Annotated in this window: 23 protein-coding genes and 1 riboswitch; of the genes, 17 read left to right on the top strand and 6 right to left on the bottom strand. The window is 66.4% G+C overall.

Annotated features, from left to right (window positions below; genetic code table 11):
- Positions 1-321: 321 nt before the first annotated feature.
- Together aceA and ACJ7Z0_RS25270 are read right to left on the bottom strand one after the other, a co-directional pair.
- Entirely contained in the window at positions 322-1,641 is a 1,320-nt protein-coding gene (gene aceA, locus ACJ7Z0_RS25275) for an isocitrate lyase (RefSeq protein WP_055804720.1), read from the bottom strand.
- Between the two features lie 248 nt (positions 1,642-1,889).
- Positions 1,890-2,318 carry a gamma-glutamylcyclotransferase family protein gene (locus ACJ7Z0_RS25270; protein WP_434792025.1) on the bottom strand — a complete coding sequence of 143 codons (429 nt, stop codon included), beginning with the start codon at positions 2,316-2,318 and terminating at the stop codon, positions 1,890-1,892.
- Between the two features lie 39 nt (positions 2,319-2,357).
- Here ACJ7Z0_RS25270 and ACJ7Z0_RS25265 point away from each other — a divergent pair, with 39 nt between their 5' ends.
- Both ACJ7Z0_RS25265 and ACJ7Z0_RS25260 read left to right on the top strand, forming a co-directional pair.
- Positions 2,358-3,287: a DMT family transporter gene (locus ACJ7Z0_RS25265; protein ID WP_434792024.1), complete on the top strand. Its 930-nt coding sequence runs from the start codon at positions 2,358-2,360 to the stop codon at positions 3,285-3,287.
- A gap of 155 nt (positions 3,288-3,442) precedes the next feature.
- Positions 3,443-3,892: an SWIB/MDM2 domain-containing protein gene (locus tag ACJ7Z0_RS25260; RefSeq protein ID WP_431122762.1), complete on the top strand. Its 450-nt coding sequence runs from the start codon at positions 3,443-3,445 to the stop codon at positions 3,890-3,892.
- Positions 3,893-4,000: 108 nt separating this feature from the next.
- Here ACJ7Z0_RS25260 and ACJ7Z0_RS25255 read toward each other — a convergent pair whose 3' ends face one another.
- Positions 4,001-5,719 (bottom strand): thiamine pyrophosphate-binding protein, encoded by a 1,719-nt coding sequence (locus tag ACJ7Z0_RS25255; protein WP_434792023.1) that lies wholly within the window; start codon positions 5,717-5,719, stop codon positions 4,001-4,003.
- Between the two features lie 94 nt (positions 5,720-5,813).
- Here ACJ7Z0_RS25255 and ACJ7Z0_RS25250 point away from each other — a divergent pair, with 94 nt between their 5' ends.
- The 9 genes from ACJ7Z0_RS25250 (at position 5,814) to arsC (ending at position 14,302) form a co-directional block, all read left to right on the top strand.
- Positions 5,814-6,470, top strand: coding sequence for a TetR/AcrR family transcriptional regulator (locus tag ACJ7Z0_RS25250; protein ID WP_431122766.1), 657 nt, complete (start codon positions 5,814-5,816; stop codon positions 6,468-6,470).
- 144 nt (positions 6,471-6,614) lie between these two features.
- The gene (locus ACJ7Z0_RS25245) at positions 6,615-7,598 is read left to right on the top strand and encodes a tripartite tricarboxylate transporter substrate binding protein (protein WP_434792022.1); all 984 of its coding nucleotides are present in this window, start codon (positions 6,615-6,617) and stop codon (positions 7,596-7,598) included.
- Between the two features lie 53 nt (positions 7,599-7,651).
- Positions 7,652-8,815, top strand: a complete 1,164-nt coding sequence (locus ACJ7Z0_RS25240; RefSeq protein ID WP_431122771.1) for a Gfo/Idh/MocA family protein — start codon at positions 7,652-7,654, stop codon at positions 8,813-8,815.
- 10 nt (positions 8,816-8,825) lie between these two features.
- Complete coding sequence (locus ACJ7Z0_RS25235; protein WP_434792021.1) at positions 8,826-10,013, top strand: dihydrodipicolinate synthase family protein; 1,188 nt, start codon at positions 8,826-8,828, stop codon at positions 10,011-10,013.
- A gap of 8 nt (positions 10,014-10,021) precedes the next feature.
- Positions 10,022-10,900 (top strand): sugar phosphate isomerase/epimerase family protein, encoded by an 879-nt coding sequence (locus ACJ7Z0_RS25230; protein WP_434792020.1) that lies wholly within the window; start codon positions 10,022-10,024, stop codon positions 10,898-10,900.
- A gap of 330 nt (positions 10,901-11,230) precedes the next feature.
- Positions 11,231-12,325, top strand: coding sequence for a DNA glycosylase AlkZ-like family protein (locus ACJ7Z0_RS25225; RefSeq protein WP_434792019.1), 1,095 nt, complete (start codon positions 11,231-11,233; stop codon positions 12,323-12,325).
- A 106-nt stretch (positions 12,326-12,431) separates the two neighbouring features.
- A riboswitch (FMN riboswitch) is annotated at positions 12,432-12,601 on the top strand.
- 101 nt (positions 12,602-12,702) lie between these two features.
- Positions 12,703-13,215, top strand: a complete 513-nt coding sequence (locus ACJ7Z0_RS25220) for a 6,7-dimethyl-8-ribityllumazine synthase (RefSeq protein WP_434792018.1) — start codon at positions 12,703-12,705, stop codon at positions 13,213-13,215.
- 32 nt (positions 13,216-13,247) lie between these two features.
- A complete protein-coding gene (locus tag ACJ7Z0_RS25215) occupies positions 13,248-13,922 on the top strand; it encodes a glutathione S-transferase family protein (RefSeq protein ID WP_434792017.1) in 675 nt (224 codons plus the stop codon).
- Positions 13,919-14,302, top strand: coding sequence for an arsenate reductase (glutaredoxin) (arsC, locus tag ACJ7Z0_RS25210; RefSeq protein ID WP_434792016.1), 384 nt, complete (start codon positions 13,919-13,921; stop codon positions 14,300-14,302). Before ACJ7Z0_RS25215 ends, arsC begins: the two co-directional genes overlap by 4 nt.
- Before the next feature lie 12 nt (positions 14,303-14,314).
- Here arsC and ACJ7Z0_RS25205 read toward each other — a convergent pair whose 3' ends face one another.
- Together ACJ7Z0_RS25205 and ACJ7Z0_RS25200 are read right to left on the bottom strand one after the other, a co-directional pair.
- Positions 14,315-15,067: a sulfite exporter TauE/SafE family protein gene (locus ACJ7Z0_RS25205; protein ID WP_434792015.1), complete on the bottom strand. Its 753-nt coding sequence runs from the start codon at positions 15,065-15,067 to the stop codon at positions 14,315-14,317.
- 43 nt (positions 15,068-15,110) lie between these two features.
- Complete coding sequence (locus ACJ7Z0_RS25200) at positions 15,111-16,364, bottom strand: MFS transporter (protein ID WP_434792014.1); 1,254 nt, start codon at positions 16,362-16,364, stop codon at positions 15,111-15,113.
- A gap of 89 nt (positions 16,365-16,453) precedes the next feature.
- Between ACJ7Z0_RS25200 and ACJ7Z0_RS25195 the strand changes: the two genes are divergently transcribed.
- The 6 genes from ACJ7Z0_RS25195 (at position 16,454) to ACJ7Z0_RS25170 (ending at position 21,926) form a co-directional block, all read left to right on the top strand.
- On the top strand, positions 16,454-17,296 hold the full coding sequence (locus ACJ7Z0_RS25195) for an AraC family transcriptional regulator (RefSeq protein WP_093011782.1): 843 nt from the start codon (positions 16,454-16,456) through the stop codon (positions 17,294-17,296).
- 75 nt (positions 17,297-17,371) lie between these two features.
- Complete coding sequence (locus tag ACJ7Z0_RS25190) at positions 17,372-18,088, top strand: phosphatase PAP2 family protein (RefSeq protein ID WP_434792013.1); 717 nt, start codon at positions 17,372-17,374, stop codon at positions 18,086-18,088.
- Between the two features lie 92 nt (positions 18,089-18,180).
- Positions 18,181-18,423, top strand: a complete 243-nt coding sequence (locus ACJ7Z0_RS25185) for an acyl carrier protein (protein ID WP_434792012.1) — start codon at positions 18,181-18,183, stop codon at positions 18,421-18,423.
- Positions 18,420-19,628: a beta-ketoacyl-[acyl-carrier-protein] synthase family protein gene (locus ACJ7Z0_RS25180; protein WP_434792011.1), complete on the top strand. Its 1,209-nt coding sequence runs from the start codon at positions 18,420-18,422 to the stop codon at positions 19,626-19,628. Before ACJ7Z0_RS25185 ends, ACJ7Z0_RS25180 begins: the two co-directional genes overlap by 4 nt.
- Before the next feature lie 67 nt (positions 19,629-19,695).
- Positions 19,696-20,100: a DUF2501 domain-containing protein gene (locus ACJ7Z0_RS25175; RefSeq protein ID WP_434792010.1), complete on the top strand. Its 405-nt coding sequence runs from the start codon at positions 19,696-19,698 to the stop codon at positions 20,098-20,100.
- 77 nt (positions 20,101-20,177) lie between these two features.
- The gene (locus ACJ7Z0_RS25170; protein ID WP_434792009.1) at positions 20,178-21,926 is read left to right on the top strand and encodes a SulP family inorganic anion transporter; all 1,749 of its coding nucleotides are present in this window, start codon (positions 20,178-20,180) and stop codon (positions 21,924-21,926) included.
- Here the strand turns inward: ACJ7Z0_RS25170 and ACJ7Z0_RS25165 are convergent.
- The gene (locus ACJ7Z0_RS25165) at positions 21,878-22,447 is read right to left on the bottom strand and encodes a DUF3299 domain-containing protein (RefSeq protein WP_434792008.1); all 570 of its coding nucleotides are present in this window, start codon (positions 22,445-22,447) and stop codon (positions 21,878-21,880) included. The genes ACJ7Z0_RS25170 and ACJ7Z0_RS25165 overlap by 49 nt on opposite strands.
- Positions 22,448-22,474: the final 27 nt, after the last annotated feature.

Below are 22,474 nucleotides of genomic sequence, written 5' to 3'. Positions count from 1 at the left end.
AACCTCGGGGCGAAAAAACAAAAAGCGCGGTGACTGGCCGCGCTTTGCTTGGTTTGGGAGCTGGCAGAAACCAGCGAGCGCGGGCTACCGGCCCTTTCCTTCGGAGACGAAGAAAAAGCCGCTGAATCCTTGCGGAGTAGTTCGCGGTGTCATAACCAAGGTGCCTTTCTCGCTCTTGTTGGGTGCAGAGAGCCGTGATTCTATCCGTTGCCCGCCGGGGCCATCGGCGCGAGGTCTTGGCCGGTGCCGGCCCAAAAAAAAGCCCGGCGCTCGGCCGGGCTCGAAGGTGACAGCGAATCGTCTTTATCGGCGATCAGCGGGTCAGTGGAACTGTTCTTCCTCGGTCGAGCCGGTCAGCGCCGTGACGCTGGACTTGCCGCCCTGGATGACCGTGGTCACCTCGTCGAAGTAACCGGTGCCCACTTCCTGCTGGTGCGAGACGAAGGTGTAGCCGCGGTCGCGCGCCGCGAACTCGGGCTCCTGCACCTTTTCGACGTAGGCCGACATGCCGCGTTGCACGTAGTCCTGGGCCAGGTCGAACATGTTGAACCACATCGAATGGATGCCGGCCAGCGTGATGAACTGGTACTTGTAGCCCATGGCGCCCAGTTCCTTCTGGAACTTGGCAATGGTGGCGTCGTCGAGGTTCTTCTTCCAGTTGAACGAAGGCGAGCAGTTGTAGGCCAGCATCTTGCCGGGGTGCACCTTGTGCACGGCTTCAGCGAACTTGCGGGCGAACTCGAGGTCGGGCGTGCCGGTTTCGCACCACACCAGGTCGGCGTAGTACGCATAGGCGACGGCGCGGCTGATGGCCTGGTCCATGCCCTTCTTCGTCTTGTAGAAGCCTTCGGCGGTGCGCTCACCGGTCAGGAACGGCTTGTCGTTCTCGTCGTAGTCGCTGGTGATGAGGTCGGCTGCCTCGGCGTCGGTGCGGGCAATCACGAGCGTGGGCGTACCGCAGACGTCAGCCGCCATGCGCGCGGCGACGAGCTTCTGCACAGCTTCGGTCGTCGGCACGAGCACCTTGCCGCCCATGTGGCCGCACTTCTTGACCGAGGCAAGCTGGTCTTCGAAGTGCACGCCGCCGGCGCCGGCCTTGATCATGGCCTTCATCAGCTCGAAGCCGTTCAGCACGCCGCCAAAGCCGGCTTCAGCGTCTGCAACGATGGGCGCGAAGTAGTCGACGTAGCCCTTGTCGCCGGGGTTCACATTCTTGGACCACTGGATTTCGTCCGCGCGGCGGAAGGTGTTGTTGATGCGCTCGACCACGGTCGGCACCGAGTCCACCGGGTACAGCGACTGGTCGGGGTACATGGCCGAGTAGGTGTTGGCGTCCGCGGCAACCTGCCAGCCCGACAGGTAGATGGCCTTCACGCCGGCCTTCACCTGCTGCATGGCCTGGCCGCCCGTGAGCGCGCCGAGGCAATTGACGTAGGGCTCGTTGTTCACCAGCTCCCAGAGCTTCTCTGCACCGCGGCGTGCCAGCGTGTGCTCGATGGGGAACGACCCGCGAAGGCGCACGACGTCGGCGGCGCTGTAGCCGCGCTTGATGCCCTTCCAGCGGGGATTGGTGGCCCATTCTTTCTCGAGGGCGGCAATTTGCTGTTCGCGGCTCAGTTGTTCGGTGAGGGTCTGGGGCATGGTCACTCCGTGAGGTTGATTGAAGGATGGGCGCTGCGGCCGTGGAGTCACTGTAAACCGATCTCTGGACTCTTATGTCTTATAGAAGACATATTTTTATCTCAGCAAAATCAATGGCTTACGGATAGATTTCTCAATGCAAAATTATTTTTCTCATATTGAGAAAAAATATTGCGGCGCAGCAGTTGCTCATTTCACGATGCGCAATGCGCCTTTCAGGCGTGAAAACGAGGCTCGCGAAACTGGTCTTACCTGGCCGCCGCGTGCGCGATCCAGTCGCCGCTCCGGATCACCGCACGGCCTGCGATGCGCGACGGATGAATTTCGTAGACCAGGCATTCGAACTGCTGCACGCCCGCTTCCACCATCACATGGCGCCTGATGTATTCGCCCGCGTCATCGTCGGCAACTTCTTCGAGCGCGTCGAGCGCCGCTTCCACTTCAGGCTCGACGCTGTAGATCTCGCCCACGACGCGCCCTTTTCCGCCCAGCACTACGCCAGGATAGGCGCCCAGGTCGTACAGCGTGCCCGCAATGGCGGCGTCGGCCACGTGGAAGGGTTCAGGCCGAAAGCGCGCGATGTCATTGCGCCCGCCGCGGCGCAGCGTGCCGTAGACGAACACGTGGCGCGAGGTGCGTGCGCCTGGCAGGCCATCGGATTTCGTCGATTGCGGCATCATTGAATCCATCGTTCCAGCAACAAGCCATCGAGTCTATTGAACACCGCTGCTGTCCCCGCCTCCAGCCGCCTCGTCGCCTATGGCTGCCTGGCCCTGAGCATGTCGCTCGTCGGCGGTTATGTCGCCCTCTCCAAACCATTGGTCGCCGTCTTCCCGGTGCTGCTGCTCGCATGGCTTCGCTTTGGCATCGCCGCGCTCGCCATGCCGCACTGGCTGCAGCGCCCGCCGGGGGAACCGCCGATGAGCGGCCGCACCCGCGGCCTGGTCTTTCTCGAATCGTTTCTCGGCAACTTCCTGTTCTCCGTCTGCATGCTGTTCGGCGTGAGCCTCACGAGCGCGGTGTCGGCCGGTGTGATCATGGCGTCCATGCCGGCGGCCGTGGCGGTTGCGAGCTGGCTCTTCCTGCGCGAGCGCATCACGGTGCGCATCGGCCTGGCAATCGGCTGCGCGGCGATCGGCATCGGCCTGCTCGCGCTCACGCCGGCGCACGCTCCAGCCACTGCAGAAGGCCCTTCGCGCTCGTCGATGCCGTGGCTGGGCAACCTGCTCGTGTTCTGCGCGGTGCTTTGCGAAACGGCCTACGCGGTGATCGGCAAGTCGCTCACCGGCCGCCTCGGCCCCAAGCGGATCTCGTCGCTCATCAACCTGTGGGGCTTCGTGCTGTCGATGCCCTTCGGCATCTGGTTCGCGCTGCAGTTCGATTTCTCGGCCGTGCGCATCGGCACCTGGGCCCTGCTCGTGGTCTATGCGCTTGCCGCAAGCATCTGGACGGTGTGGCTGTGGATGACGGGCCTGCGCCACGTGCCCGCTGCGCAAGCGGGTGTTTTCGCGGTGATGCTGCCCGTGAGCGCGGCCCTCGTGGGCGTGCTGGTGCTCGGCGAGAGCCTCTCTTCGGCACAGCTCATTGCGTTCGCGCTTGCGCTCATTGGCGTGGTGCTGGCGACGTGGCCCGAACGCCGAAGCTGAAAACCTCGGGTTCTCCCCTCTGAAAAAACAACAACTCCCAATGAAAAAAGCTCTTTTTCCCTTGGAAACGAGTTTTTTCTCCTTTAGCATCCGCAATGCCACTGGAGACGCAAGTTTTTCATTGGTGAACGTTCAACCAAAAAAGGAAATCAACCATGGCAACTGCAAAGAAGGCTCCGGCCAAGAAAGCTCCGGCAAAGAAGGCCGCTCCCGCAAAGAAGGCTGCGGCTCCTGCGAAGAAGGCCGCACCGGCCAAGAAGGCTGCTGCTCCCGCAAAGAAGGCTGCCGCTCCTGCGAAGAAGGCTGCTGCTCCTGCGAAGAAGGCTCCTGCAAAGAAGGCCGCTCCCGCCAAGAAGCGCACGCCCAACGCCGCGTTCATGAAGGCCCTGACCCCCAGCCCGGCACTCGCCGCTGTGGTCGGTTCGACGCCTCTGCCGCGCACCGCAGTCGTGAGCAAGCTGTGGGACTACATCAAGAAGAACAACCTTCAAGACAAGGCCAACAAGCGCAACATCAACGCCGACGCCAAGCTGAAGGAAATCTTCGGCAAGCCGCAAGTGTCGATGTTCGAACTGGCCGCTCTGATCGGCAAGCACGTCAAGTAAGCGCTCGGGCACTGCGCGTTCATCGCGCTCCCGAATCAAAAAGCCGGCACATGCCGGCTTTTTTTTGTCCGCGGCCGGCGCGCACACCGGCTCGCTGCGCCGCTCTTCTCACGCCCGCGCCTGGGCCGCACGCGTGATCGACGCGAGCGTGCCGCGGGTGGTGATCACCTCGGGGTCGAGCGGAATCTCGATCAGCGTGCCCGTGTCGGCAGCCAGCGCACGCAGCAGCGCGGCTTCGAACTGCGAGGTTTCCGTGACCCGCTCGGCAACGTAGCCGTAGGCCCGCGCAAGGCCGCAGAAGTCGGGGTTTTGCAGCGCGGTGCCGCTCGTGCGGTCCGGATATTCACGCTCCTGGTGCATGCGGATGGTGCCGAACATGCCGTTGTTCAGCAGCACGATGATGCTCTTGCCGCCGTGCTGCGAAGCCGTGGCGAGCTCCTGCCCGGTCATCAGAAAATCGCCGTCGCCCGCAATGGTGAAGGCCACGCGGCCGGTGGCCAGGTTGGCGGCGATGCCCGCAGGCACCCCATAGCCCATGGCGCCGCTGGTGGGCGCGAGCTGCGTCTTGTGGCCTTTCGCGAGCCCGTGATAGCGGAAGTAGCGATGCACCCAGCTCGCAAAATTGCCCGCGCCGTTGGTGATGGCCGCATCCGGCGGCAGGTGCTTTTGCAGCAGCGCGACCACAGCCGCCATGTCGACGAGGCCTCTCGGCGTTTCGGCCGGCATGCCGGCCAGCGCCTGCGGCTCCAGGTTGGCCTCGTAGTCGGCATGGGCCTGCACGGCCCACTCTTCCCACGGCAGGGTGGTGGGCGCGCTCAGCACCTCGAGGCTGCGCGCGGCCGCGCTCATGCCGGCGTTGATGGCAAGGTCGGCCTGGTAGACGCGGTTGAGCTCTTCGGCACTGGCGTGGATGTGCACCAGCTTCTGCCGTGCCTTGGGCGCCTCCAGCAGCGTGTAGCCGCCGGTGGTCATCTCGCCCAGCCGCGGGCCGATGGCGATGATCAGGTCGCTGTCTTTCACGCGCTGCGCCAGCTTGGGGTTGATGGCAATGCCGACGTCGCCCGCGTACAGCGGATGGTGGTTGTCGAAGGTGTCCTGGAAGCGAAAGGCGTTGGTCACCGGCAGCCGCCAGTTCTCGGCAAAGCGCTGCAGCGCCTGCGCGGCCTGCGCCGTCCATCCGCCGCCGCCCGCGATCACCAGCGGCCGCTCGGACTTGAGCAGCAGCTCGCGCAGGGTGCGCAGCGCGCCGGGGTCGCTCCAGGGCTGCACGGCTTCGACGCGCGGCAGGGGCCGCGCTGCGGTCTGCGCACGCAGCATGTCTTCGGGCAGCACCAGCACCACGGGCCCCGGCCGCCCGTTCATTGCAGTGGCAAAAGCGCGCGCCACGTATTCGGGGATGCGGTTCGCGTCGTCGATGCGCTCCACGCGCTTGGCAAAGCCCTTGGTGCTCGGCCCGAAGAAACTGCCGTAGTCGACCTCCTGGAAGGCTTCGCGATCGCGGAAGTCGCTTCCCACGTCGCCGACGAACAGCACCATGGGCGTCGAATCCTGGAAGGCGTTGTGCACGCCGATCGATGCGTTGGTGGCGCCCGGCCCGCGGGTGACGAAGCACACGCCCGGTCGCCCGGTGAGCTTGCCGTGAGCGTCCGCCATGAAGGCCGCGCCGCCCTCCTGCCGGTTGACGATGAAGCGGGCGCGGTCGCGGTAGGCATGAAAGCCGTCGAGCACCGCCAGAAAGCTTTCACCCGGAACACCGAACGCGATCTCCATGCCCTGCTCGATCAGGCATTCGACGATCAGGTGGCCGGCGGGTTGTGATGTACTCATGAGAAGTCGAACCTCAGCTGCAAATGTCTCCGGCAATTATGTGCGTCTGCTCTCAACGCCTTGCGTTAATTCACCAACTGGTTAAATTCGCGCCATGAAAGCCCCCAAGGATCTCCCGCCCGAAACGGTCGAGCCGCGCTCGCGCGACGCCGACCGCTCGCAACTCGCGATTCTTGCGTCGGCGCGCGACGAGTTTGCCGAACGGGGCCTGGCCGGCGCGCGCATGGACAGCATCGCCGCGCGCGCAGGCCTGAACAAGCGCCTCATCTACTACTACTTCGGCAGCAAGGACGACCTGTTCCTGGCGGTGCTCGAACGCACCTACGCCGACATCCGCGAGGCCGAGCAAAAGTTGCACCTGGACGAAATCGACCCGGTCGAGGCCATTCGCCAGCTGGTCTCGTTCACCTGGCACTACTACCTCGAGCACCCCGAGTTCATCACGCTGCTGAACAGCGAGAACCTGCATTGCGCAGAGCACCTCAAGCGCTCCGAGCGCATCCAGGAAATGAACTCGCCGCTGGTGCAACTGCTCGACACGGTGCTCGAGCGCGGCAAGCGCGACAAGCTGTTTCGCGCCGGCGTCGACCCGGTGCAGCTTTACATCTCGATCGCCTCGCTCTGCTACTTCTACCTCTCGAACAACCACACGCTCTCGGCCGTCTTCGGCCGTGACCTGCGCGCACCCAAGGCAATGGCGCAGCGCCTCTCGCACATGACCGACCTCGTGCTGGGCTACGTGCTGCACTGAGCCCTTCGGGCGCCTTCCTGCATCTCCGGGTATTTACCGATCAGCAGCGGTTGCGCTGCGGCGGCAGCCTTTCTAAAATCTACAATTCACTCACTGGTGAATTAATCGGCAAGACAAAGCGGCCCGACCGCACGGAGACAACCCATGAAGCAACTTGTACGCACCACTGCACTCGCCACGCTCACCTGCCTCGCCGCCTTGATGCCGGGCCTGGCGTCGGCACAGAGCGGGTATCCCAACAAGCCCATCCGCGTCATCGTGCCGTTTGCGGCCGGCAGCACCACCGACATCATTGCCCGCGCCATTGCCGACAAGATGGGCCAGAGCATGGGCCAGACGCTGGTGGTGGACAACCGCGGCGGCGCCAGCGGCACCATCGGCCAGCAGGCCGTGGCCACGGCCGCGCCGGACGGCTACACGGTCATGATTCACTCGTCGTCGCACACGGTGAGCCCTTCCACCTTCGCGAAGCTGCCGTTCGACACGGTGAACGACTTCGCCGGTGTCACGCCGATCTCGTCGCTGCCCAATGCGCTGGTGATCTCGCCTGCGAAGAACATCAAGACGCTGCAGGAGCTGGTTGCGGCGGCCAAGGCCAAGCCCGGCACCATCAACTTCGCATCGGCCGGCCAGGGCAGCGCCACCCACCTCAACGCCGAGAAGTTCAAGCTGGCCGCGAAGATCGACGCCACCAACATTCCGTTCAAGGGCTCGGCCGAGGCAGTGACGGAAGTGCTGTCGGGCCGGGTCGACTACTACTTCTCGCCCATCGCGCCGGTCATCGGCCAAATCAAGGACGGCCAGTTGATCGCACTGGCAGTGGGTTCGCCCAAGCGCGCCGCCGCCCTGCCCGATGTGCCCACCACCACCGAGGCCGGCGTGCCCGGCTCCGAGTTCAACTTCTGGATCGGCATGATGGCGCCGGCCAAGACGCCGCGCGACATCGTCAACCGGCTGCACGACGAAGTGGCCAAGGCCTTGGCTTCGCCCGAGGTCAAGGAGCGCTTCCTGAAGCTCGGCGCCGACGCCTGGACGCTCAAGCCCGAGCAGTTCGACGCCTACATCAAGGACGAGATCAAGACCAACGCGACGTTGGTCAAGGCCGCCGGCCTCACGCCGACGCAGTAATCCGCCCCCTTCCTTTCTCTTTGACTTTCTCCAACTCCTTTTCGGCTGAAGACATGGCTACACAACGACTCGGAATCATCATGCACGGCGTCACCGGCCGCATGGGCATGAACCAGCACCTGATCCGCTCGATCTGCGCGATCCGCGCGCAAGGCGGCGTCACGCTGTCGAACGGCGACAGGGTCATGCCCGACCCGATCCTCATCGGCCGCAACGCCGAGAAGATGGAAGCGCTCGCCAAGACACACAACATCGCGCGCTGGGGCACGGACCTCGACAAGGCGCTGGAGAACAAGGACGACACGATCTTCTTCGACGCCGGCACCACGCAGATGCGCCCCACGCTGCTGGCCAAGGCCATCCGCGCCGGCAAGCACGTGTATTGCGAGAAGCCGATCGCCACCAACCTCAATGAAGCGGTCGAGATCGCGCGCCTCGCTGAAGGCTCGGGCCTGAAGCATGGCGCCGTGCAGGACAAGCTCTTTTTGCCCGGCCTGCGCAAGCTCGACATGCTGCGCCGCGCCGGCTTCTTCGGCCGCATGCTCAGCGTGCGCCTGGAGTTCGGCTACTGGGTGTTCGAGGGCGACCTGCAGCCGATTCAACGTCCGAGCTGGAACTACCGCAAGGAAGACGGCGGCGGCATGATCCTGGACATGATGTGCCACTGGCGCTATGTGCTGGACAACTTGTTCGGCGAGGTGAAGTCGGTGTCGTGCCTCGGCGCCACCCACATCCCCAAGCGCTGGGACGAAGCCGGCAAGCCGTATGAAGCCACGGCCGACGACGCGGCCTACGCCACCTGCGAGCTCACCGGCCACAACGGCGAGCCGGTCATCGCGCAGATCAACATGAGCTGGGTCACGCGGGTGCGCCGCGACGACCTCGTGACTTTCCACGTCGACGGCACCGACGGTTCGGCCGTGGCCGGCCTGTCGAGCTGCCGCGCCCAGTCGCGCGTGGCCACGCCGCGTCCGGTGTGGAACCCCGACGAGAAGCAGATGATGAATTTCTTCGACCAGTGGCAGGAGATTCCGGATTCGCAGGCGTACGACAACGGCTTCAAGATCCAGTGGGAGCACTTCATTCGCCACGTGGTCGAGAACGAGCCCTACAAGTGGACGCTGCCCGAAGGCGCCAAGGGCGTGCAGCTGGTCGAGGCCGCACTCGAGTCGTGGAAGGAACGCCGCTGGATCGACGTGCCCGCGCTGAAGGTCTGAGGCAGGCAGCATGGCACTTTCGCTGATCCTTCCCACCGCGAGCGGCTCGCTCGCGCCGTACGCCCTGCGCGGCACCGCGCCGGTCAAGCCCGATGCGGGCGCCAAGTTCAACCGTATCGCCTATTCGGCCGCGCATGTGGTGGCCGATCCGCTCGCGGCCGTCGACCCGTGGCTGCAAGCTGCAGTCGACTGGGACACCACCATCGCCTACCGCCGTCACTTGTTCTCGCTGGGCCTGGGCGTGGCCGAGGCGATGGACACGGCGCAGCGCGGCATGGGCCTGGACTGGCCGACCTCGCTCGAACTGATCCGCCGTTCGCTCGATGCGGCCAGGGACGTGCCGGGCGCGCTGGTGGCCTCGGGCTGCGGCACCGACCACCTGAACATCGACGACGTGAAGAGCGTCGACGACGTGATCCGCGGCTACGAAGAGCAGATGGCCGCCATCGAGGCGCTGGGCGGGAAGCTGATCGTGATGGCGAGCCGTGCATTGGCCCGCGTGGCAAAGAGCCCCGCCGACTACGAGCGCGTGTACGACCGCATCCTCAGTCAGTCGAAGCAGCCGGTGGTGCTGCATTGGCTGGGCGACATGTTCGATCCGGCGCTCGCGGGCTACTGGGGCAGCAAGGATGCTGATACCGCGATGGACACGGCCCTGGCCGTGATTGCCGCGCATCCGCACAAGGTGGACGGCATCAAGATTTCGCTGCTCGACAAGGACAAGGAAATTGCGATGCGGCGCCGCCTGCCGGCAGGCGTTCGCATGTACACGGGCGATGACTTCAACTACGCCGAGCTGATTGCCGGCGACGGCTTCGGCAGCGAACCCACGCATGGCCAGAGCGATGCGCTGCTTGGCATCTTCGACGCCATTGCCCCGGCAGCGAGCGCTGCGCTGGGCGCGCTGGCGCAGGGCAACGCCGAAAAATTCCACGCAATCCTCGGCCCGACGGTGCCGCTGTCGCGCCACATCTTTGCAGCGCCGACGCGCTTCTACAAGACCGGCGTGGTGTTCATGGCCTGGCTCAACGGCCACCAGAAGCATTTCACGATGGTCGGCGGCCAGCAGAGCACGCGTTCGCTGCAGCACTTTGCCGAGTTGTTCCGCCTGGCCGATGCGGCAAATCTGCTGGAACACCCGGAACTGGCGGTGCAACGCATGAAGACGCTGCTGGCCCTGCACGGCGTTGAAGGCTGAGCGAACCCATGCGCGATTTCTCGCAGAACCACGACTGGCTGTCGATCAACACCGCGACCGTTCGCAAGCAACTGGGCGCCGAGGTGCCGCTGGACCGCATCATCGACCAGTGCGCCGAGCGCGGCATTCGCGCGATCAGCCCCTGGCGCGACCAGGTGGCCGCCGTCGGGCTCGACAAGGTTGCAAAGCAGCTGAAGGCGCATGGCATTGGCCTCTCGGGCTACTGCCGCGGCGGCTTCTTTCCGGCGGCCGATGCAGCGGGCCTGAAAGCCGCGCTGGACGACAACCGCCGCGCCATCGACGAAGCCAAGACGCTGGACGCACCTTGCCTCGTGCTGGTGGTCGGCGCCCTGCCCGGCGCGCTCGAAGGCAAGGCCGCGTACAAAGACATTGCCCGCGCGCGTGGCGAGGTGCGCGACGGCATCGCCGCGTCGCTCGAATACGCCCGCAAAGTCGGCATGCCGCTGGCCATCGAGCCGCTGCATCCGATGCAAGCCGCCGACCGCGCCTGCATCAACACGCTCGAACATGCGCTCGACATCTGCGACGAGCTGGACGCGGGCAAGAGCGGCATGCTCGGCGTGGCACTGGACATCTATCACGTCTGGTGGGACCCGAAGCTGCAGCAGCAGATCGCCCGCGCCGGCCGCGAACGCCTCTTGGCGTACCACGTCTGCGACTGGCTCACGCCCACGCGTGATTTGCTGTCCGACCGCGGGATGATGGGCGACGGCGTGGTCGAGTTGAAGAAGATCCGCGGTTGGGTCGAAGACGCGGGGTTCGCGGGGTTCAGCGAGGTCGAGATTTTTTCCAACCTGGATTGGTGGCAGCGGACGGGCGCCGAAACGCTCGACGTGTGTATCGAGCGGCACAAGCAAGCCGTCTAGATTGCCTTTTGTCCGCTCTTGTTCGGGGCGCGTGCACAGGCCACCGGGTACTCCCCTCCGCGAATGTCCCCCGGCTTCGCCTCCTCCTTTATTTCGCTGCGGGGAGCACCCGGCGCCCTGCGCACACCGGACGCGGCTGTCGTGCTGGCTGATCAACCACTGCACTGAATAACGCTCCCGCTGGCGGGGTGCCTTGCGCAGCGAAATAAAGGAGGAGGCCGCAGGCCGGGGGACATTCGCGGAGCAAGGTACCCCGTCGGCGGGAGCGCCGCCCTGAACAGCAGCGTGCCCCGAACAGCAGCGCCGCAAAGCTTGTGCTGCAATTCACCCATGGCCACCCCGACCCTCGACGACCTGCGCCGCTACGCAATAGCGCGCACCCTCTTCAAGCCGACCACGCTGCCGTCAGCGATCCGCCAACTCGGCTTCGTTCAGGCCGACCCGATCCGCGCGCCCGCACGTGCCCAAGACCTGACGCTGCGCCACCGCGTGAAGGACTACCGCGCGGGCGATCTCGAAAGCCGCTACACGCGGCTTGCCATCGAGGAAGACTGCCTCGTCAACTACGGCTTTTTGCCGCGCGAACACCTGGCCCTGATGCATCCGCGCGAAGCCAGGCAGCCCTGGGACGAGGACACCCGCCGCAAGGCCGCCGATGTGTTGGCCTTCGTGCGCGAACGCGGACCGGTGCATCCGCGCGAAGTTGAACAGTACTTCGCGCATGGCCGCGTGAAGAACTACTGGGGCGGTTCGAGCAACGCCACCACGCGCCTGCTCGACGGCTTGCACTACCGCGGCATGCTGCGCGTGGTGCGGCGCGACAGCGGCACGCGTGTCTATGAGGCCGTGACCCATCTGCCCGCCGACGAAAGCCCCGCCGGCCGCGCGCAACGTGCCGCCGCGCTCATCGACCTGGTGGTGCGCAAGTACGCACCGCTGCCCGCTGCAAGCCTGACCTACCTCGTGCGGCTGCTCGGCTACGGCGCCCCGCACCTCGCGGCGCAGACGCAGGCGGCCCTTCGCCTGGCGCGCGAAGAACAACTCGCCAGTTGCAAAATCGACGGCACCACCTGGTACTGGCCCGCCGGCGAGAACCCGGCCTCGAAGCGCCACGCGCCCGACGACGCGGTGCGCCTGCTCGCCCCCTTCGATCCCGTGGTGTGGGACCGCCGCCGCTTCGAGCTGCTGTGGGGCTGGACGTACAAGTTCGAGGCCTACACGCCGGCGCCGAAGCGGCAGTTCGGCTACTACGCGCTGCCGATGCTCTGGCACGACCGCGTGATCGGCTGGGCCAACGTGAGCGCGCCGGAGGGCCGGCTGCAGCCGGCCTTTGGCTACGTCGACAAGAAGCCGCACGACGCGGCGTTTCGCGAAGCGCTCGATGAGGAATTGCACCGCATGACGCAGTTCCTGGCCGGCCGCTGAGCCGCCCCGGCAGAATCCCCGCGCCGCTGAAGGTCTGGCGCACGGGCGACAACCCGCGCCGCCGCTGGCTTCTAGAATCGGCCCGTCGTCCGGCATGCCGGATGGCAAGCGTTCTCAGGGCGGGGCGAAATTCCCCACCGGCGGTAATGGCGGCTTCTTCGAGAGAGGGGCCGCACGAGCCCGCGAGCGCCCGCGGCCTGCAATGGGCTGCGGGGTCAGCAGATTTCGGTGCAATTCCGAAGCCGACGGTCACAGTCCGGATGAAAGAGAGCGCGAAATGCGGGCCGGCCCGCGCGCTTTCCATTGGAGCGCGCGGTCTGGCTTGCGGTTTCGTGCGCCCTGATTCAGGAAACCTGCTTTCAAGCAAGAGGCACACCATGAGTCAGATCAACGACCTTCCCCTTTCCGCCATCAACGCGTCGGGCAACCCGCGCGGCGAGCGCATCGCTTTTGTCGAAGCGCAGTGGCATTCCGACATCGTCCACCAGGCGCGCGACGCCTTCCTTGCCGAAATGGAACGGCTCGGCGTGGCGCGCGACCTCATCGACGTGTTCGACGTGCCTGGCGCCTTCGAGATCCCGCTGCATGCCAAGCGGCTCGCCAACTCGGGCAAGTACGCGGCCATCGTGGGCTGTGCACTGGTGGTGGATGGCGGCATCTACCGCCACGAGTTCGTGGCCAGCACCGTGGTCAGCACGCTGATGTCGCTGCAGCTCGAAACCGACGTGCCGATTTTCTCGGCCGTGCTCACGCCGCACCATTTCCACGAGCACGTGGAGCACCGCAAATACTTCCACCGGCACTTTGCCGTCAAGGGCACCGAAGTGGCCGAAGCCTGCGTGAAGACGCTCGAAGGCTTGAAGAAGGTCGACACGCTGCTGGCCGCGTGACAACCGATACAAGGCTGCAGTAATCTGCGCGGATGGCTTCTTCATCCGCTTCGAATGACCGCTACACCCTTTACGGCGCACCCGGCTCGGGCGCAACGCCCGTCCATGCGGCGCTGACGCTGATCGGCGCGCAGGTCGACGTCGTCGACGTCTCTCCCTGGGAGGGGGAGTCCGAGCGCGAGCGCGTGTCGAGCATCAACCCGATGCGCCAGGTGCCCGCGCTGGTGCTCCCTTCGGGCGAGGTGATGACCGAGAGCGCGGCCATCCTGATCTGGCTCGGCGATCGCTATCCGGAAGCGGGGCTTTGCCCCGCGCCGGACGATCCGCTGCGTGCGCGCTACCTGCGCTGGATGGTCTACCTGCCGGCGGCGATCTATTCGATGTACTGGGTGCGCGACGAACCCACGCGCCTCACGCCCGATCCGGCAGCGCAGGCCGTGATGCTCGAACGCACGGCCGAGCGCATAGCCCACTGCTGGCACCTGATGGACACGCAGATCGACGAACCCGCGCCCTACCTGCTCGGCGAGAAGCTGAGCATGCTCGACCTGTACGTCACGGTGCTGTCGCGCTGGACGCCGCACCGCACCCGCTTCTACCGCGAAGCGCCGCGCATGGCCGGCGTGGTGCGGCGCGTCGATGCCGATCCGCGCCTGGCCGAGTTCTGGGCGGTGCGCTATCCCTTCTCGATGGACCCGGAGACATGACCGCACGCACGCCGACCACCGCCTACCCGATGACCATCTTCCACAAGCCCAACTGCAGCACCTCGCGCAATGTGCTGGGCTTGATCCGGGAGAGCGGCGTAGAGCCCGAGATCGTTCTTTACCTGGAGACGCCGCCCACGAAGAAGAAGCTGCGTGAGTTGGCAAAGGCCATGGGCATGGGCCCGCGCGACCTGCTGCGCACGAAGGAAGCGCCCTACGAGGAGCTGGGGCTGGCCGATCCGAAATGGACCGACGACCAGCTGTTCGACTTCATCGTCGCGAACCCGATCCTGCTGCAGCGGCCCATCGTCGTCTCTCCGCGCGGCACGCTGATGTGCCGGCCCTGGGCACGCGTGCGCGAGATCTTGCCCGCGGCGTAGCCGAGCCGGCGCTCAGGCGCGCTGCAGCAGCGCAGGCACGCCCGAAGCCAGCATCGCCACGCCCGATGCTGTCAGCAGGCCCAGCACCACCTTGCGGAACGCCGTCTCGCTGATGCCGATATAGAGCCGCGCGCCCAACAGCACCGGCACGGCGACGGCCAGCGCCACCAACCCCAGCAGCGGCACCATCGAGCGGCCGATGCTGCCGCTCGCGAGATGGATCGCGAACGCCACCATCAGCATCGAGAGATTGAAGTTCTGGATCACCGCGCGCTGCGTGTCGCGCTGAAAGCCGCGGAGCGTGCACCACAGCGTGGGAATGGTGCCCGAGAAGCCCCCGATGCCCGCCATGGCACCGCCGATGCTCCCTGCGATGCCGTCGGCGATTCGTCCGCCGAAGGTGACCTTCGGCAGGTGCTGCGACAGCAGCATGGCAGGACACCACAGCACCAGCAGCACACCGAGGCAGACCTTGAAGACCACGAGGTCGAGGTGCGGCAACAGCCACACGCCGAAAGGGACGCCGACCAGCCCGCCGAGCACGAAGGGCCACAGCACGTGCCTGTCGAAGGTTCGGCGCACCGTGACGGCGGCAATCACCTGGCCGGTGAGCGCGCCGAACAGGGCGAGGACCGCCGCCAGTTGCGGTTCGAGGGTCCAGGCCCAGACCGACATGGCGACCATTCCGAAGGCAAAGCCCGACAGGCCCTGCACAAAACCCGCCAGCACGGCACCGGCGATCACATACACATACAAGGCCTGCATGCGGCCGATGATATCGACCGCATCCCGGGCAAGCGCGAACCGCTCAGGCCGAGGCCGGCACCAGCGCCGTGCGGCGCACCCGCGTCACGTTGAAGGCGCTGGCGATCAGCACGGCCTGCACCAGTGCAAGGCCGACGATCACGCTCGTATATTGCGCGTGGTCCATGAGGCGGCCGAACACCAGCGGGGCCACGGCCTGTCCGATGTCGAGGCCCGCATACACCACGCCATAGACGCGGCCGGTGGCGTTGGGCGGCGTCGAACGCTTGACCAGCAAGTCGCGCGAAGGCCCGGCCACGCCGGAGACGAAGCCCATGGCGCCGAACAGCACCGGCACCATCACCGGCGGAAACTGCGCAAAGGCGAGCACCAGCGCCAACGCGGCCGCAATGCCGAAGCCGGTTCCCACGATGCGTTCGCAGCGCGACGGGTCGGAGGCGAGAAAGCCGCCCACCACCATACCAGCCGCGCTGGCCACCATGTACACCGTGAGGCAGACCGCCACCAGCGCCACCGGCACCGCGTGCAGGTGGCCTGCCGCCCCCGGGGCGAAGGTCTGCACCACGCTGATCACGACGGCATAGAAGAAAAAGAAGCCGAAGCACATCCACACGGCGGGAATGCGCAGGAAGTCGAACTCGCCGCCGATGGGCGCCGGTTCGCCGTGTCCGGTGGCCTTCTGCACCGTCTTCACGTCAAGAGAGAGCACGCTGCGATACGCCCAGAGCACCAGCAGCACCACGATGGCCAGCACCCCCGCCGATGCCAGCGCCACGCGCCACGAGAAGGCGATGGCAATCGGCACCACGAAGGCCGGCGCCAGCGCCCAACCGAGGCTGCCGGTGATGCCGTGCACGCTGTATGCGTGGCCGAGCCGCGTCGGTGCGACCTTGCGGTTGAAGAGCGTGTAGTCGACCGGGTGGAACACGCCGTTGCCGATGCCGCCCACGATGGCGCACAGCAGCAGCATCCAGTAGCTCTGGGCCAGGGCATAGCCGAAAGCCGCCAGCGCCAGCGCGCCAAGCCCCACGAAGAGCACCGGCCGCGGCCCCAGCTTGTCGACGATGAAGCCCGAGGCCGCCTGCACGATGCAAGAGACCACGAAGAACACCGTCAGCACCGCCCCAAGCTCGGTGTAGCTGACGTTGAACGCGTCCTTCAGCCAGGGAAACAGCGGCGCGAGGATCAGCTGGCTGAAGTGGCTGATGGCATGGGCCAGGCCGACCAGTCCGATCAGCTGCGCGTCACCGCGCAAGTTGGTGGAAGAAGCGGCTGTCGGAGTAGAAGTTGAAGACATGGATTGCTACAAAAAACCGGGGCAGGCACCGATGCTATGCGCGCAGGCCGCGGCAGAATGGCGATACAGCGACAACATTTGTCGAAACTATGCCAAGCGCCGTTTCCACCCCTTCCCCGGTCACCAGCGTGGCCTCGCTCACGCCGCACCTCTACGCACCCGACGCCGTGCGGCCGCTGCGCGCGAAAGAACACTTCCTGAGCGCCGACACTTTCGTCGAGCTGCACCAGCATCCGTGGCCGCAGCTCACCTTCTCGACCCGCGGCGTGATCCGGCTCAGCACGCAGGATGGCAGCTACATCGTGCCGCCGTCGCGCGCGGTCTGGGTGCCGGCCAACATGCCGCACAGCATCATGCTGATAGAAGACGCGGAGCTGCGCACCGTGTACCTGCATGCCTGGCTCGGACCGCCGTGGGAAAAGTGCGAGGTGCTCGAAATCAGCCCCCTGCTGCGCGCGCTGATGCTCGCGCTCGACACCACCCCTGACGGGCTGCCGCCGGCCGACCCGCATGCGCCGCAGCGCGAACGCATGATCGCCCCGCTGCTGGTGGACGAGCTGGAGCGCGCCACGCAAATCCGCATCGACGTGCCACTGCCCACCGATAAGCGGCTGCGGCAGCTGTGCGAAACGCTGCTGCGCAATCCGGCCGACCGGGCCACGCTGGCCGAGCGCGCCGCCACCATCGGCGCCAGCGAGCGCACGGTGGCGCGGCTGTTCCGCGACCAGCTCGGCATGAGCTGGCAGCAATGGCGGCAACAGGCCGTGATGGCGCACGCGCTGCCGCTGCTGGCGCGCGGCATGGCCGTCAGCCAGGTGGCGGCGGCCAGCGGCTATGCCACTGACAGCGCGTTCTGCGCCATGTTCAAGGCGGCCACGGGGCGCTCGCCCACTTCGTTCCAGCACCGGAAGCGATCCGCCGCCCTCTCCTGAATGGCGCCAGGCCGTCACGGCGCTCTGGCAAGATCGAAGGGCCGAAGAAACACGGACCACCCGACCGACCTGCCCATGGCGCCCCTCCCCCGATCGCATCGCCCCCAGGCCTGGACCACCGACGTCGGCGAGCGGATCCGCCGCCTCTTCTGGCTCAAGGCGATCGGCACCACGGTCTTCACCTGGCTTTTCTTCATCGGCTACTTTCATCTGTTGCGCAATCCGGCCTATCCGGTCACGGTGATGCCGCTCACGGCCCTCGACCGCCTGATTCCGTTCCAGCCGTATGCACTGGGCGCCTACCTTTCGCTCTGGTTCTATGTGGGCATCGCGCCCGGGCTGCAGCTGAGCTTTCGCGAACTGGTGGTCTATGGGCTGTGGATCGGCGCGCTGTGCCTCACCGGCCTGGGCCTCTTCTACTTCTGGCCCACGCAGATACCGCCGCTTGCCATCGACGTGTCGGGCTACCCCGGCTTTGCCATGCTGCAGGGCGTGGATGCCGCGGGCAACGCCTGCCCCTCGATGCACGTGGCCGTGGCCATCTTCACGGCCATCCGTCTGGACCACGTGCTGCGCGAGGCGCGCACGCCGTCGTTCCTGCGGCTTGCCAACTGGGCCTGGTTCGCCGCCATTGCCTGGTCGACGCTGGCCGTCAAGCAGCACGTGGTGCTCGACGCGCTGGCCGGCGCCCTGCTGGGAATGGCCTTTGCACTCCCGTCGCTGCGCTGGCGTCCGGAAGGCAGGAGCCGGGGCAATACATTGGTTGGAGCGGATATCATTGGTCATCACTGACCCACAAGCCGAGCGAGGAAGGGGTCGATCCAAAGGAGCGCCCCCGGGCGGCGATCGATCAGCGGCTAGTACAAGACGACAGGCATCGCACGATGAGTTCGCTGAAGGAATTGCAGGACCTGATCCACGAGAAGTACGGTATCGAACCGTCGAAGCTCGACCCCAACGCATCGATGCGTGAAACCGGCGGGCTCGACTCGCTGGCATTGGCCGAGTTCCTGTTTGCCATCGAAGATCACTTCGGCATCACCATGCCCGACGACGACGCGAACATCGACACCCTGGGCGAACTGGCCCTGCTGGTCGACAGGGTCAGGTCCGCGAAGACAGCGTGAACCACGAGGTCTGCGTCACCGGACTGGGCGTCATGGCGCCGCATGGCGGCGAGCCCGGCACGCTGTTCCAGGCCCTGCTGGACGGCCAATCGGCCATCCAGCCCATCTTTCCCGACCTGCCCAAGCCGGCCGCCGCGGCCACGGTCGCTTTCGACGAAACACGCTGGTTCACCAAGCTGCAGCTCGCCGGCGTCGACCGCGTGAGCCAGCTTGCCGTGGCGGCGGCCGACCTCGCGATGCGCGACGCGGGCCTTGCCACGAGCGACGCCGATCCCGAGCGCGTGGGCGTCTATGCCGGCTGCGGCATGGGCGGTGCCGCGGCACTCGAGGCGGCCTACCGCGGCAATGGGCGCGTGTCGCCGCTCACCATTCCCGCCTTCATGCCCAATGCGCCCGCCGCCCACGTGGCCATGCGCCACGGCGTGCAGGGGCCGGTGCTCACCTATTCGGTGGCCTGCGCCTCGTCGTCGGTGGCCATTGCCGAAGCCGCCAAGGCCATCCAGCGCGGCGAAGTCGACCTGGCCATTGCCGGCGGCAGCGAGGCGCTTATCGTGCCCGGCGTGGTGCTGGCCTGGCAGGCGATGCAGACACTGGCCACCTTCCAGCCCGGCGAAGCAGCCGGCGCGGTGCGGCCCTTTGCCAGCGACCGCAGCGGCTTTGCGCTGGGCGAAGGCGCGGCCTTCCTGGTGCTCGAGTCCGCCGAACGCGCGCGCAGCCGCGGCGCCCGCAGCTATGCCACCTTGGCCGGCTGGGGCCTCAGCAGCGACGCCACGCACCTCACCAAGCCCGACGCTCCCGGCCAGGCCCGCGCATTGCGCGCCGCCCTGCGCCAGGCCGGGCTGCAGCCGCGCGACGTGGGCTACTGCAACGCGCACGGCACGGCCACGCGCATCGGCGACGTGGTCGAGCGCAATGCGCTGGCGGACGTGTGGGGCGACGACCTCGATCAGTTGCGCGTCAGCTCCACCAAGGCGCTGCACGGCCACCTGCTCGGCGCGGCGGGCGCCATCGAGGCGCTCATCACGGTGCTTGCGCTGCACCGCCGGCAGTTGCCGCCCAATGCCAACTGCAGCGATATCGATCCGGCCTGCAGCCTGAACCTGGTGAGGCAGAACGACACGGGCGCGCCTGCGCTCGAAGCGGCCATGAGCAACTCCTTCGCTTTCGGCGGCACGAATTCCGTACTGCTCTTTCGCCGCGCGTGAGGCCGGATTCCGTCGGGGGTATGCTGACGATGGAATCTTCATTCACATCCACAGACGGGAGTTCGTCATGCGCTTTCGCTCCGCACTGGTTTCTCTCGCGCTGGTCGCGGCCAGCGGCACGGTCTTGGCCCAGTCGGACCTCCTCGGCCAGCTGAAAGACCAGGCCGGCTCGGCGCTCGGCAACCTCGGCTTCAAGATGCCCGCCATCGGCTCCAGCACCATCGGCAGCGCGGCCGGGGTGCTGCAGTACTGCGTCAAGAACAACTACCTGGGCGGCGATGCGGCCTCGGTGAAGGACAAGCTCCTGGCCAAGATCACCGGCCAGAAGCAGCAGGAAAAGAACTTCGAGAGCGGCGCCAAGGGCCTGCTCAAGGGCGGCGACGGCAAGACGCTCAACCTCAAGATGCTCTCGTCGAAGCTGAAGGTGAAGGCCTGCGACTATGTGCTGAAAAACGCCACCTCGCTGATCTGACAACGCGCCTGCGTGCCACGCGCGCGGCGCACCGCGCATGTGCTCTTCCGTTCTCTTTCGTGCGCTCGTAACGCTTCATGAATCCGGCAGCCCCCACTTCCTCCTCTTCTTCTTTGCGCCGCCGCCTCGCGCGCTGGATTCCCTGCCTCGCATGGCCCCGCCCTTCCGCCGCGCTGCTGCGCAACGAGGCGATGGCGGGCATCACGGTGGCGCTGATGGTCATTCCGCAGGGCGTGGCCTACGCGGCGCTGGCGGGCATGCCGCTGGTCACCGGCGTGTACGCGGCGCTGTTCCCGGCACTGATTGCGGTGATCTTCAGTTCGTCGCAGCGGCTGTCGGTCGGGCCCACCGCGCTCACGAGCCTGCTGGTGGGCGCCTCGCTCGCGCCGCTGGCGGTGCCCGGCAGCACCGATTGGGTGGCCATGGCGGTGTGGCTCACGCTGATGTCGGGTGCCATCCAGATGGTGCTGGGCGCGGGGCGTTTCGGCTGGCTGCTGCGGCTGGTGAACTCGCCGGTGCTGATCGGCTTCACGCAGGGCGCGGCGGTGCTGATCGCCATTTCGCAGTTGCCGGCGTTGCTCGGCTTCACGGGCCGCACCATTCCGCAAGTGCTGCGGGGCGGCCCGCTGCCAGACCTTGTCGCCATTGCCTTCGGGCTGGGCAGCATCGCCGTGCTGTGGCTGGGCAAGCGGCTGGCGCCGCGTTTTCCAATCACGATGGCGCTGGTGGCGGGCGCCGCGGCCATCAGCTGGACGGTCAACTACGCGTTGCGCGGCGGGGCCGTGGTGGGCAGCCTGCCTTCTGGCCTGCCCTCTTTCTACTGGCCGGGCATGCTGCCCTTGAACACGTTCAGCGCACTGGTGCTGCCCGCACTGATGATCACCTTGGTGAGCTTTCTGGAGACCGCGTCGAGCGCCAAGATCGACAACGCGCGGGCCGGCACGCTCTGGAACGAGAACCAGGACCTGATCGGCCAGGGCCTCGCCAAGCTGGCCTCGGGTTTCTCGGGCGCCTTTCCCACCAGCTCGTCGTTCTCGCGCTCGGCCATCACGCTGTATGCGGGCGCGCAGACCGGGTGGGCCACCCTGTTCAGCGTGATGGTGGTGGCCGGTGCGCTGCTGTGGCTGATGCCACTGCTCTACCACGTGCCGCAGGCGGTGCTGGCGGGCGTGGTGGTCACTGCCATTCTGGGGCTGGTCAAGCCCGCGAGCTTCGTCGCGTTGTGGCGCGTGTCGCGCATCGAGGCGGGCATCGCGTTCGGTACCTTCGCGCTGACCATTGCCACCGCGCCGAGCATCTACTGGGGCGTGCTGGGCGGACTGCTCGCGAGCATGGCGCACTACATGTACCGCCACCTGCATCCGCGCATCATCGAGGTGGGCCTGCATCCCGACGGCAGCCTGCGCGATCGCCACCTCTGGAAGTTGCCGCCGCTGGCGCCGCATCTCTACGCGCTGCGCATGGACGCCGAGCTCGACTTCGCATCGGCTTCCACGCTCGAGCGCGCGCTCACGGTTGCGCTGGCCGAGCGCCCCGATCTGACGGACGTGTGCCTCTTTGCGCAGCCCATCAACCGCATCGACATCACGGGCGCCGAAGTATTCGGCTCGATCCGCCGGATGATGGAATCCAAGGGCGTGCGCCTGCACCTGAGCGGCCTGAAGCTGCCGGCCATGCAGGTGCTGGAGCGTGCCGGGCTGCTCGGGCCGGGACCGATGCTTTTCAGCTACCGCACCGATGCCGAGGCGCTGGCGGCGCTGGCACAGCGGGAAGCGGATCAGCGCGCCGCGACAAAAGATTCCACAGAAGCCGACTTGATCTCATAGCCGCTCACGCCCATGTCCACCGAGGAATAGCGCGCCGCCTTCAGCAGCCCGCTGACGCGCACCGTGTCCATCGCATGCAGGCCCTTCACGGTGTCGGCTGCAATCACGTGCACGATCTGGTTGGCGGGCGGCGGCGGGGTGTGGATGCAGGCGCCGAAATACGGCACCAGCAAAAATTCGCGAATGCCGCCCTGCGTGTTGTCGAGCGGAACGACGAAACCCGAGAGGCGCGCCGCCGTGCCGTCGAGCGCCACGTTGACCGGCGCGTTGTCCCAGACGGCACGCATCTCGTCGAGCATCTGGATGGCGCGCGGGTCGTTGTCGCGCAGCGCCTCCAGGCTGAGGTTGCGGTAGCGCTTGGTCGGGTCCCAGTTCTTGGGAACGAGCTCTTCCCACTTGAGTTCCTGCACCGCGCCCATGGCAGCCGCGCTGGTGTCGGCGGCCGGGCCGCAGCCCGCCAGGGCAGCCGCACCCAGCGCCAGCAGAAAAGCCGGCAAAGCGCGGCGGAAGAAGGCTCTCATGGCTCCTATTGTGCTTGCGGCCCATGT

It is taken from the genome of Variovorax palleresanus (assembly GCF_051144945.1).
Taxonomy (GTDB): Bacteria; Pseudomonadota; Gammaproteobacteria; order Burkholderiales; family Burkholderiaceae_C; genus Variovorax; species Variovorax paradoxus_S.
Note: the sequence above shows the minus strand (reverse complement) of the source record. Positions and strands in the feature narration are given on the sequence as shown.